General features: G+C 63.9%; 14 protein-coding genes. 4 read left to right on the plus strand and 10 right to left on the minus strand.

Translation table 11 applies throughout. The features are described 5' to 3' along the window. Positions 1-3: 3 nt before the first annotated feature. Genes HFP57_RS09565 through coxB form a run of 10 tightly spaced genes read right to left on the minus strand, consistent with a single transcriptional unit; the run spans position 4 to position 8,520 of the window. Positions 4-885 (minus strand): class I SAM-dependent rRNA methyltransferase, encoded by an 882-nt coding sequence (locus HFP57_RS09565; protein ID WP_176869555.1) that lies wholly within the window; start codon positions 883-885, stop codon positions 4-6. After that, positions 882-2,279 (minus strand): threonine synthase, encoded by a 1,398-nt coding sequence (gene thrC / locus HFP57_RS09570; RefSeq protein WP_176869556.1) that lies wholly within the window; start codon positions 2,277-2,279, stop codon positions 882-884. The genes HFP57_RS09565 and thrC overlap by 4 nt, the downstream gene beginning before the upstream one ends. 25 nt (positions 2,280-2,304) lie before the next feature. Beyond that, positions 2,305-2,877 (minus strand): SURF1 family protein, encoded by a 573-nt coding sequence (locus HFP57_RS09575; protein ID WP_246263006.1) that lies wholly within the window; start codon positions 2,875-2,877, stop codon positions 2,305-2,307. Continuing rightward, positions 2,874-3,263 (minus strand): DUF983 domain-containing protein, encoded by a 390-nt coding sequence (locus HFP57_RS09580; protein ID WP_176869557.1) that lies wholly within the window; start codon positions 3,261-3,263, stop codon positions 2,874-2,876. Before HFP57_RS09580 ends, HFP57_RS09575 begins: the two co-directional genes overlap by 4 nt. 21 nt (positions 3,264-3,284) lie before the next feature. Beyond that, a complete protein-coding gene (locus tag HFP57_RS09585) occupies positions 3,285-4,097 on the minus strand; it encodes a cytochrome c oxidase subunit 3 (RefSeq protein ID WP_176869558.1) in 813 nt (270 codons plus the stop codon). 46 nt (positions 4,098-4,143) lie between these two features. Then, positions 4,144-4,695 carry a cytochrome c oxidase assembly protein gene (locus HFP57_RS09590; protein ID WP_176869559.1) on the minus strand — a complete coding sequence of 184 codons (552 nt, stop codon included), beginning with the start codon at positions 4,693-4,695 and terminating at the stop codon, positions 4,144-4,146. Next, entirely contained in the window at positions 4,692-4,823 is a 132-nt protein-coding gene (locus HFP57_RS18150; RefSeq protein ID WP_281363090.1) for a hypothetical protein, read from the minus strand. Before HFP57_RS18150 ends, HFP57_RS09590 begins: the two co-directional genes overlap by 4 nt. After that, on the minus strand, positions 4,820-5,758 hold the full coding sequence (locus tag HFP57_RS09595) for a heme o synthase (protein ID WP_176869560.1): 939 nt from the start codon (positions 5,756-5,758) through the stop codon (positions 4,820-4,822). Before HFP57_RS09595 ends, HFP57_RS18150 begins: the two co-directional genes overlap by 4 nt. A 48-nt stretch (positions 5,759-5,806) precedes the next feature. Further along, on the minus strand, positions 5,807-7,456 hold the full coding sequence (gene ctaD, locus HFP57_RS09600) for a cytochrome c oxidase subunit I (RefSeq protein WP_176869561.1): 1,650 nt from the start codon (positions 7,454-7,456) through the stop codon (positions 5,807-5,809). Positions 7,457-7,467: 11 nt separating this feature from the next. Further along, positions 7,468-8,520, minus strand: coding sequence for a cytochrome c oxidase subunit II (gene coxB / locus HFP57_RS09605; RefSeq protein ID WP_176869562.1), 1,053 nt, complete (start codon positions 8,518-8,520; stop codon positions 7,468-7,470). 179 nt (positions 8,521-8,699) lie between these two features. Here coxB and pyrE point away from each other — a divergent pair, with 179 nt between their 5' ends. From pyrE to acpS, 4 genes are all read left to right on the plus strand, one after another. Further along, positions 8,700-9,281, plus strand: a complete 582-nt coding sequence (gene pyrE / locus HFP57_RS09610; protein WP_176869563.1) for an orotate phosphoribosyltransferase — start codon at positions 8,700-8,702, stop codon at positions 9,279-9,281. Then, the gene (locus HFP57_RS09615; RefSeq protein ID WP_176869564.1) at positions 9,281-10,357 is read left to right on the plus strand and encodes a serine hydrolase domain-containing protein; all 1,077 of its coding nucleotides are present in this window, start codon (positions 9,281-9,283) and stop codon (positions 10,355-10,357) included. Before pyrE ends, HFP57_RS09615 begins: the two co-directional genes overlap by 1 nt. Further along, positions 10,354-11,085 (plus strand): pyridoxine 5'-phosphate synthase, encoded by a 732-nt coding sequence (locus tag HFP57_RS09620; RefSeq protein WP_176869565.1) that lies wholly within the window; start codon positions 10,354-10,356, stop codon positions 11,083-11,085. The genes HFP57_RS09615 and HFP57_RS09620 overlap by 4 nt, the downstream gene beginning before the upstream one ends. Positions 11,086-11,239: 154 nt before the next feature. Next, complete coding sequence (gene acpS, locus HFP57_RS09625) at positions 11,240-11,641, plus strand: holo-ACP synthase (protein WP_176869566.1); 402 nt, start codon at positions 11,240-11,242, stop codon at positions 11,639-11,641. The last annotated feature ends 21 nt before the right edge of the window (positions 11,642-11,662 follow it).

Below are 11,662 nucleotides of genomic sequence, written 5' to 3' on the forward strand. Positions count from 1 at the left end.
CGGCTAGCGCGACCAGCGGGCGAAAATCGCGGTCGGCAGGGTAAGCCCGCGCGCCTCTTCGCGCACGGCCATTTCGCCGCATTCCACCGTACCGCCGAGATGCGCGAGCGACTGCGCGACGAGCTCGCCGATCGCCAGCGCCGACATGCGCACGGCATAGACCGTCAATACCAGGAAACGGCTGTCCTTATCGAGCAGCTTGGCGCAATCGGCGAGCAGTCCCGGCAGTCCCTCCTCAAGCTGCCAGAGCTCCTTTTTCGGCCCACGCCCCCATTTGGGCGGATCGAGCATGATCCCGTCATAGCGCCGTTCGCGCCGCACCTCGCGCGCGGCGAATTTGGCGGCGTCGTCGACGAGCCAGCGGATCGGCCGGTCGCTCATGCCCGACAGCGCGGCGTTGGCCTTGCCGGCTTCGACCGATTTCTTCGAGGCATCGACATGGGTCACCCGGGCGCCCTTCGCCGCCAGCGCGAGACTGCCGACGCCGGTATAGCCGAAGAGATTGAGCGCTTCGCTCGCTTGTCCTGAGCTTGTCGAAGGGCCTACCAGCCCCCGCATCCAGCTCCAGTGCGAAGCCATGTCGGGGAAGAAGGCCAGATGGCGGAACGGCGTGCATTGCGCCTGGAAGCGCACATCCTCCCAGGCGAGCGGCCAGCCCTCGTTCGGCACGCTAGCGTCCAGATGCCAGCGCCCGCCGCCATCCTCGTCCGAGGCCGGAATGAACTCGCCATCGGCGCGCCAGTCGCCGGAGGCCGGCGCCCACATCGCCTGCGGCTCGGGCCGGATGAAACGAAAGCGGCCATAGCGTTCGAGCTTGCGGCCATAGCCCGAATCGACGAGCCCGTAATCGGCCCAGGGCTCGGCGATCAGGGTGGCAAGGGTCATGTCTCCGTCGCGCGTTCCGCGATATAGGCTTCGATCGCCTGCAATTCGCCGGGCAGCGTCTCATACCGTTCCTTGCGCTCGAACAGGCCTGACACGCGCGGTGGGAGCAACGGCCGCTGGCCGGTCGCGCGTTCGACGGCATCGCGGAACTTGGCCGGATGCGCGGTCGCGAGGGTGACGACCGGGATATCGCGCGGCAGATCCGCGCCCATCGCGGCCGACAGCCCGATCGCCGTATGCGGATCGATGACCTCGCCCATCTCTTCGGACGCATGGCGCATCGCCAGCGCCATCGCGTCATTGTCGATACGGGCCGAGGAGAAGAGTTCGCCGATCCGCGTATGCGCGCGATCGTCGAGCGTCAGCGCCCGGCTCGCTTCGAAGCTCTGCATGACGGACGCCAGCACATCGCCGTCCCGGTCGTAGAGATCGAACAGCAGCCGTTCGAAATTGGAGCTGACCTGAATATCCATCGAGGGCGCCGGGGTCGGCGTCAGTTTGCCGACCGAATAGTCGCCGGCGGTCATCGCGCGATGGAGGATGTCGTTGACGTTGGTGGCGACGATCAATCGCGCGACCGGCAGCCCCATCTGGGCGGCCGCATAGCCGGCGAACACATCGCCGAAATTGCCGGTCGGCACCGAAAAGGCGATCGCGCGCCCGGGCGCGCCGAGCCGGACGGCGGCGTAGAAATAATAGACGATCTGCGCCGCAAGCCGCGCCCAGTTGATCGAATTGACCGCGGACAGCGAAAACCGGTTTGCGAACTGCGCATCGCCGAACATCGCCTTGACCAGCCGCTGGGCATCGTCGAAATTGCCTTCGATCGCGATGTTGTAAACGTTCGGCGCGAGCACCGTCGTCATCTGCCGACGCTGTACTTCGGACACCCGGCCCTTGGGGTGCAGCATGAAGATATCGACCTTGTCGCGCCCCGCCAGCGCATTGATCGCCGCAGACCCGGTATCGCCCGAGGTAGCGCCGATCACCGTCAGATGGCTGTCGCGGTTCGACAGGAAGCGTTCGAAGAGGATCCCGAGCAGTTGCAGCGCGACATCCTTGAAGGCGAGCGTCGGCCCGTGGAACAGTTCGAGCAGCCAGTGCCGCTCGTCGAGCTGCTGGAGCGGGGTGACGGCGGCGTGCGAAAACCGGCCATAGGCCGTTTCGCACAATTCGCGCAGTTCTGCCCCGCTTAGCGCGTCGCCGAGGAACGGCGCGAGCACCCGGACCGCGGTTTCGGCGTAGGACAGACCCGCGAGCGCGGCGATATCCTCGCGCGAGAATCGCGGCCAGCTTTCGGGCACATACAGTCCGCCGTCCGATGCGAGCCCGGCAAGCGTCGCGCCTTCGAAATCGAGCGCCGCCGCGCCGCCCCTGGTGCTGATATACTGCATGACGGGCGGACCTAGCCGGGGCGCTTCAACCGCGCAACCTGCGGCGCAGCGCGAGCACATAGATCACGCCCGCAGCCAGCGCGAAGAAGAACCACTGGATCGCATAGAGGAGATGATTGTTGGGAATATCCGCGGCGGACGGCCGTGCGACGGCCGCCAGGCCCGGCGCCGGATCCTCGGATACGAGCCGCAGCCCATGGTCGGCATCGAGCGTGATGATTCCCGACACCTCACCGCCTTCCCATCCGCCGGGCGATTCCGGCGAACGCGACCAGCCCATCACGGCCTGCATCCCGGGCCCCTCCCCGCCGCCCGCGCGGCACGCTGCGATATGCTGCCAGCCGACCTCGCCTTCGCGGTTCTGGCCGGCCGTCGCGCGCCAGCTCGTCGGCTCAATGCAGAAGCCCGTCGCGCGGCGGTAGAGCAGATCGGTGTCCGGCGTCTCGGGCCAGGCGATAGTGGGAAGATCGATCGCCCGTTCGTACCGGTCGAGCAGCGCTTCCTTTTCGGCCTTGCGCTGCAGCTGCCAGACGCCGAGCGCGATCATGACGGCGATCGCGACCGTGACGATGATCGTCGGGACCAGCGGCAGTTTCACTCGCCCGCGCCCTTGTCGGCCGGTTCGTCACTCCTGATCCGTCCTTCGCGCGCCGCATTGCTGTACTCGAGTGCCAGCAGCACGCCCTTGCCGACGCGCAGTCCGAAGACGACGGCCGCGGCGGTGAAGGGGACCCAGAGCAGGACATGAATCCAGAAAGGCGGCTTGACCGAAAGTTCCACCGCGAGCGCCAGCGCGACGACGACGGCGCCGATGATCAGGGTCAGGAAGGCCGCGGGGCCGTCGCCGACGTTGAAACCTGTATAGTCGAGACCGCAGGCCCCGCAGCGCTCGGCGAAATGCACGGGTCCGTCGAACAGGGTTCGCGCTCCGCAGCGCGGACAGGCACCCGCAATGCCGGACTGAAGAGGTGTAGGGCCGCTCATCGGGCGAACCCCGGCCTCAACCTAGTGGACCTCGCCGCCGGCGCCGCCCCAGACATAGACGGAGACGAAGAGGAACAGCCAGACGACATCGACGAAGTGCCAGTACCAGGCGGCCGCTTCGAAACCGAAATGCTGTTTCGGCGTGAAATCGCCCTGATAGGCGCGGACGAGGCAGACGGCGAGAAAGATCGTACCGACGATGACGTGAAAGCCGTGGAAGCCGGTCGCCATGAAGAAGGTCGCGCCGTAGATATTGCCCGAGAAATCGAACCCGGCGATGCTATATTCATAGGCCTGGATGGCGCTGAACAGAATGCCGAGCAGGATCGTCAGCCACAGGCCCGTCTTCAGCCCCTGGCGATCCCCGTTGAGCAGACAGTGATGCGCCCAGGTGACCGTCGTGCCCGAGCAGAGCAGGATCAGCGTATTGAGCAGCGGAAAGGTAAAGGGATTGAAGACGTATATGTCTTCGGGCGGCCAGGTGCCGCCGATCGCCTCCGGCGGAAACAGCGCGCCATTGAAAAAGGCCCAGAACCAGCCGACGAAGAACATGACCTCCGACGCGATGAACAGGATCATGCCATAGCGCAGGTGCAGCTGGACCACGGGGGTGTGATCGCCGCCATTGGCCTCGCGGATCACATCGACCCACCAGCTGAACATTGTGAAGATAACGCCGATCGTCCCGGCGATGAATACCCAGCCGCCAAAGGGCTGTTCATGCAACCACATGATGCCGCCGGCCGCCATGGCCAGCGCCGACATAGATCCGATAAAGGGCCAGATGCTCGGATTTACGAGATGATAGTCATGTTCGGGGGCGGCTCCAGCCATTGCGCTCAAATCCCTTTAGTGAAGCGTGTGAATCAGGTCTCTAACCCTAGGACGCAGTATCGTCCACGGGGTAGAAAGTATAAGAAAGCGTGATTTCCTCGACATCGCCGATATCAGGATCGTCGAGGATTGCCGGATCGATGAAATAGGTGACCGGCATCCGGACGCTCTGGCCCGGCCGCAGCGTCTGCTCGGTAAAGCAGAAACACTGGATCTTGTTGAAATAGCGGCCGGCCTCGAGCGGAGTGACGTTGAAGGTCGCCGTCCCGGTCACCGGGCCCGTACCCAGATTCTCGGCGCGGTAAAAGGCAAGCTGCCGCTCGCCGATGCCGATCCGGTGGGTATTTTCTTCGGGCGCGAAATTCCAGGGCAGTTCGCGCGACGTGTTCGAATCGAAACGGATCGTCACGTCCCGGCCGGTGGCCACCATGTCCGTCGAAATCGCCTCGACGCGCTGGGTCGTCCCTCCGAAACCGGTCACCTGGCAGAAGATGCGATAGAGCGGAACCGAAGCGAAACCGAGGGCGATCATGCCCGCGACGAGCAATGCGGCCATGGTGGCGCTGCGCCGGTTCTTCTGCTGGAGCACGGCGCTCATGATGCCACCACCAGTTTGGTGATCGTGATCAGGTAAAAGAGCACGGCCAGCCCGCCGAGAATCAGCGCCGTCACGATCGCGCGGCTCTTCTGGCGGCGGCGGACGATATCTTCTTCTTCGGGGGTCATGCGGTAGCTCCCATCGGTATCCAGGCATCGGCGACGAGCGCGCCGAACACGGCGAAGAGGTACAGGATCGAGAAGAGGAACAGCCGCTTCTCCGGGATCATGTGCGCCGGCTTTGTCGAAGGATTGCGGATCACGGAGATAGCCAGGGCCAGGAAGATCGCGCTCAGCGCGGTTGCGGTCACGCCGTAAATCGGACCGGCAAGGCCAAGCGGCCAGGGCGCAATCGCAACGGCGGCCATCGGCACGGTGTAAAGCAGCATCTGGCGGCGCGTGGCGCGCGGCCCGGCGACGACGGTCATCATCGGCACGCCCGCCCGCGCGTAATCGGCGTTCACGAACAGTGACAGCGCCCAGAAATGCGGCGGCGTCCACAGAAAGATGAGCGTGAAGAGCAGGATCGGCATCAGCGTGATCTCGCCGGTTGCGGCGGCCCAGCCGATCAGCGGCGGGAAGGCGCCGGCGGCCCCGCCGATCACTATATTCTGCGGCGTGCGGCGCTTGAGCCAGATCGTGTAGATGCAGACATAGAAGAGGATCGCGGCGGCCAGGGTCGCGGCGGCGAGCCAATTGGCCGCCATGCCCATCAGGATCACCGAGAAGACGCCGAGACCGACACCGAAATGCAGCGCCGTCTCGCGGTCCATCCGGCCGGCGGGCAGCGGGCGATCGGCGGTGCGCTTCATCACCGCGTCGATATCGGTCTCATACCACTGGTTGAGAGTGGCGGCCGCGCCATGGGCCAGCGCAATGGCAAGAATCGCGCTGAAGGCGAGAACGGGATGAAGCTGGGTCGGTGCGGCGAGCATACCGGCCAGCCCGGTGAACACGACGAGCTTCATCACGCCGGGTTTGGTCAGCGCGTAAAAATCGCGCCAATCGGCGATCACCGGCCCTGTCGCAGATTGCGCGGGGTTAGAGGCAGTCCGTGTATTCATCCGTTCCATCCGGGCCCGCCACCCGATGGTGCGGGCGGCGATCTCGTCCTAATCGATCTTCGGCAGCTTGTTGAACTGGTGATAGGGCGGCGGGCTCGACAGTGTCCATTCGAGCGTGGTTGCCCCTTCGCCCCAATAATTGTCCGCTGCCTTTTTGCCGGCGATCGCCGACCAGATCATGTTGACGAAGAACACGATCATGCCGACGCCCATGATCCAGTAGCCATAGGTGGCGATCTCGTTCCAATAGGTCTGGCTGTCCGCATAATCCGGATAGCGCCGCGGCATGCCGTCGAGCCCCAGAAAGTGCATCGGGAAGAACAATATGTTCACGCCGATGAAGAAGAGCCAGAAGTGCAGCTGACCGAGAAATTCGTTGTACATCTTCCCGAACATCTTCCCGAACCAGTAATACCAGCCCGCGAAGATCGCGAAGACGGCGCCGAGCGACAGCACGTAATGGAAGTGCGCGACCACATAATAGGTGTCGTGCACATAGTTGGTGAAGCCGCCATTGGCGAGCACGACGCCGGTGACGCCGCCGACCGTGAACATGAAAATGAAGCCCATCGACCAGACCATCGGGGTCTTGAAGCTCACCGAACCGCCCCACATCGTCGCGATCCAGCTGAAGATCTTGATTCCGGTCGGCACCGCGATCACCATCGTCGCCGCCGTGAAATAAAGCTTCATGTTGAGCGACAGACCGACCGTGAACATGTGGTGCGCCCAGACGACGAAGCCGACCACGCCGATCGCGACCATGGCATAGGCCATGCCGAGATAGCCGAAGACGGGCTTTTTCGAGAAGGTCGCGACGATCTGCGATACCATGCCGAAACCCGGCAGGATCATGATGTAGACTTCGGGGTGGCCGAAAAACCAGAACAGATGCTGGTAGAGCAGCGGATCGCCGCCGCCGGCCGCATCGAAGAAGGTCGTGCCGAAATTCCGGTCCGTCAGCAGCATCGTGATCGCCGCGGCGAGAACCGGCAGCGCGAGCAGCAGCAGGAAGGCCGTCACCAGCACCGACCAGACGAACAGCGGCATTTTATGCAGGGTCATGCCCGGCGCGCGCATGTTGAAGATCGTCGTGATGAAGTTGATCGCACCGAGGATCGAACTCGCACCGGCAAGGTGGAGCGAAAGGATCGCCATATCGGTCGCCGGACCCGACGCCTGGGTCGAGAGCGGCGCATAGACCGTCCAGCCCGTGCCGCCGCCAAGCCCCGTCGTCCCCATCACCTGGGTCGAACCCAGCAGCAGGAGGAACGCCGGAACCAGCAGCCAGAAGCTGATATTGTTCATCCGCGGGAAGGCCATGTCCGGCGCGCCGATCATTAGCGGGACAAACCAGTTGCCGAATCCGCCGATCATCGCCGGCATCACCATGAAGAAGACCATGATCAGGCCGTGGGCGGTGATCATCACGTTCCAGAAATGGAGCGCGGCATTACCCGTTTCACCGGTCCAGGCTTCCAGATACTGGATGCCCGGCTCGGCGAGTTCCATCCGCATCATGCCCGAGATCGCGCCGCCGATGATGCCGGCGACGATCGCGAAGATCAGGTAGAGCGTGCCGATGTCCTTGTGGTTCGTCGACATGAACCAGCGGACGAAAAAGCCTGGCTTGTGATCGGCATCGTCATGATGCGACGTGGCTTCGAAATGGGCCGGAGTGGCTGCGGTATCGGTCATTCTACGAACCCTTAACTGGCTGACGCGGCCGTATCGGCGGCCGCCTGTTCCACGGCTTCGTCAGCCGCTTCGGTGTCGGTTTCTTCTTCGGCTGCCTCGTCCTCGCTGCCCGGCATCGAGCCGCCATTCGCCAGCACCCATTGCTCGAATTCCTCGGGCGAGACGACTTCGACGGCGATCGGCATATAGCCGTGCCGCGCGCCGCAAAGCTCGGAACACTGGCCGAAATAGACGCCCTCGCGGTCGACCCGGGTCCAGCCCTCGTTGAGGCGGCCGGGAACGGCGTCGATCTTGGTCCAGAAGGCGGGGACGGCGAAGCTGTGGAGAACGTCGCTCGCGGTCACGAGGAACCTGACCGTCACGCCGGCCGGGATCACCATCCGCTCGTCCACCGCGAGAAGGCGCGGGCCGTCCGCATCGGTGCGGAAACGGGCGCCTTCCTGCTGCTCGCCTTCTTCCTCGAGCATGTTCGACACCAGGAGGATGTCGCCATGATCGGGATATTCATAGGTCCAGTTCCACTGGTTGCCCGTGATCTTGACCGTCACCGTCTCGCCCTCGGGCAGGTCGTACTGCGCCTGCAACAGACCGATCGACGGCACCGCGATAAATACGAGGATCAGGACGGGAACCAGCGTCCAGACAACTTCGAGCACCGTATTGTGGGTCGTCTTCGACGGGGTGGGATTCGCACGCCTGTTGAAGCGCACGACAACCCAGAGCAGCAATCCGAGCACGAACAGCGAGATCGCTGTGATGATCGGCATCAGCAGCGCATCATGGAACCAGCGCGCCTGATCGCCGATATCGGACACCTGCTCCTGAATGCCGAGCCCGCCCGTCGGCATGCCCACACCTTCGACAGCGGGTGCATGTTCGAATTCGGGCGCTTCCGCTGCCGCCGACTCAGCAGAGTCGGATTCGGCGCCCGGCGCAGGCGCCAGCTCGGTTTGCGGCGCCGGCGCCAGTTCCGGCTGCGGCGCGGCGGCGTGTGCCGCCGACGTTACGGAAAGCGAAGCCACGGCCAATCCGGCGGCCAGCATCAGATTCGTCACAATACGCATTTTGTCCCCATTGATTCCGCGGGATAGCGGCTCAAAAAGCTCACGCTATAGTGAAACTTGCGCGCTTTATAGTCGCGAGTTTTCAAGGCCTCAAGCTCCACGTCGATGAAAATGAGCGGGTTGATGCCAATTGCCCGCCCGCCTATGTCGCGCCGGGCAAAAAGGGAGCCATACGGTCAATGAACGACGACGATATTTTGGCGGAATTCAGGGCGGCGCAGGCGCTGCTCGAGGGGCATTTCATCCTGTCCTCGGGCAAGCGCAGTGCCCGCTATCTGCAGTGCGCGCGCGTTTTGATGGATCCGTTGCGGGCCTCCCGGCTCGCCTCGTCGCTCGCCGCCCGGCTGCCGCGCGAGATACGCAGCGAGATCGAAGTCGTTGTCTCGCCCGCCATGGGCGGTGTGATCATCGGCCATGAAATGGGCCGGGCGCTCGGGCTCGAAGCCATGTTTCTGGAGCGCCCCGAAGGCACTTTCGAACTGCGCCGCGGATTCGAACTCGCGCCCGGCCACAAAGTGCTCATGGTCGAAGATGTCGTGACAACCGGCCTTTCGTCGCGCGAAGCCATCGAGGCCGTCGAACGTGCAGGCGGCAAGGTCATCGCGGAAGCAGCATTGGTGGACCGGTCGGCTGGGGAGGTCGATCTGGGCGTGCCGTTCGTGCCTCTGCTTTCGCTCGATTTCCCGGTTTACGAACCCGACGAACTGCCGGACGAGCTGGCGGCGATCCCGCCTGAAAAGCCGGGCAGTCGCAAGAAATAATGATCCGCCGGTTCGCTGCACTGCTCGCCTTGTGCGGGCTCGCCACTGCCGGCGCCGCGCAAACCGCTCCTGCACCGATCCTCGACCCCGCGCAAATCGGCGCGCTCGCCGAAAATCGCGGTTTCTCCGGCGTCATTCTGATTTCCCGGGGCGATACGATCATTTACGAGCGCGCATTTGGCAACGTTCGCCCGGGCGACGGCGAACCGCACAACCTTGATGCGCGGTGGCGATGGGCTTCGATCACCAAACAGATCGTCGCGACGATCGTCATGCAGGAAGCAGCGGCCGGACGTATCGATCTCGACGCGCCGATCGGCCGCTATTGGCCGGATTTCATCACGCCATATTCGGACCGGATCACGGCTCGTCATCTGCTCGGGCATCTCTCCGGTCTGCCCGATCCGGAAAACACGCCGCGCCTGCCGACCGGCCTCCCCGCATTTTACAGCGGCGACATATCCGCGGAAGGCTATTGCATGGGCCCGCCGCTCGCCGCCCCGGGCACCGCCTATCGCTACAATAATTGCGATTACATCGTCCTTGGCAAGATTCTGGAACGGGTCTCCGGGCAATCGCTGGGGGCGCTGATCGAGGCCCGTATTCCGGGCGGCGCGCAGCTTTTCCCGGACGGCGCGGAGACGGTCCCCGGCTTCCATTTCGGCCAGGCCGAGCCTCCCATCCCGTTCGCCGTCTACGGCGCGGCCGGCGGTATGAACGGAACGCTTCACGACCTGTGGCGTTTCGACCGCGCGCTCATGACCGGCACGCTCATTCCGGACGATGCGCGCGAACTGATGTGGACCGGCGATCCGGCAATCGGTTATGCCGCTCTCGGCCAGTGGGTTTTCGACGCACCGCTTTCGGGATGTGCGAGTCCGCAACGGCTGGTGGAACGGCATGGCGCGATCGGCGGCGTCCAGGGCCGGAATTTCATTCTGCCGGACAGGGATATCGTGGTGATCGCCTTTACAAACCGTTCGGAAGGGGAATTTGATTTCGGCCAGATATGGCGTGGCGAAGGCTTCGCATACGATCTCCTCATGCGCGCAGTTTGCAGCGGACTCTCGGAATGAGTGTCGCCCCCCTCCGGCTGGGCGTGAATATCGATCACGTCGCGACGGTCAGAAACGCGCGTGGCGGCGATTATCCCGATCCGGTGCGCGCGGCATTCGATGCGGCCAAAGCCGGTGCCGACGGGATTACCGCGCATTTGCGCGAAGATCGCCGGCATATCACCGATGACGATATCGAGCGGCTGTCCGAAGCGCTGACGATCCCGCTCAATCTCGAAATGGCGGCGACCGACGAAATGCTGGCGATCGCGCTGCGTCATACGCCGCATGCCGCCTGTATCGTGCCCGAAAAACGCGAGGAACGGACGACCGAAGGCGGGCTCGACGCCGCCGGCGGGCACAACCATCTCGCGCCGTTCGTCGCGGAGCTGAAGAACGCGAATATCCGCGTCAGCCTGTTCATCGAACCCGATCCGGCTCAGGTCGAGGCCGCGCTGCGGCTCGGCGCGCCGGTCGTCGAATTCCATACCGGCCGCTATGCCCATCTGGACGGAGCGGAGCGCACAGCCGAACTGCGCCGCATCGCCGATGCCGCCGCGCTGGCCGCAAAAAACGGCATCGAACCGCATGCCGGCCATGGCCTGACCTTCGACAATGTCGGGCCGATATCCGCCATCCCGCAGCTTGCCGAACTCAATATCGGGCATTTCCTGATCGGCGAGGCGATCTTCACAGGACTCGAGGCCAGCGTGAAACGGATGCGCGAACTGATGGATCTGGCGAGATGAGAGTCTTTTGTCAGACCTTCGTCTTCGCCTCAGGCGCGGCACCGGCCCGCTCCCCCTCCCGACCTCCCAGTAAGTATACCCTGTGGGAGGTCGGGAGGGGGAGCGGGCCGGTGCGGCGATTTCCCGCGAGGGAAACTCCGACAGAGGACTCTTCATGATCATCGGCATCGGCTCCGATCTCTGCAATATCGAGCGAATCCAGAATTCGCTCGACCGGTTCGGCGAGCGGTTCGAACAGCGCGTCTTCACCGAGATCGAACGGACCAAGGCGCGGCGGCGGCCGTTCACCATCGCCGGCACCTATGCCAAGCGGTTCGCCGCGAAGGAGGCCTTTTCCAAGGCAGTAGGCACGGGTTTCCGTCAGGGTGTGTTCATGCGCGATATTGGTGTAGTTAATGCGCGGAGCGGTGCGCCGACGCTCGCACTGGCCGGCGGAGCGAAAAAGCGGCTTGACGCGCTGACCCCGCCCGGCCACCGGCTGGAGGTGCATTTGACGATGACCGACGACCATCCCTGGGCGCAGGCCTTCGTCATCCTGTATGCGCTGGCCGAATGAGCGATTGAACAAAGCGAGTGA

It is taken from the genome of Parasphingopyxis algicola (genome assembly GCF_013378075.1).
Lineage (GTDB): Bacteria > Pseudomonadota > Alphaproteobacteria > Sphingomonadales > Sphingomonadaceae > Parasphingopyxis > Parasphingopyxis algicola.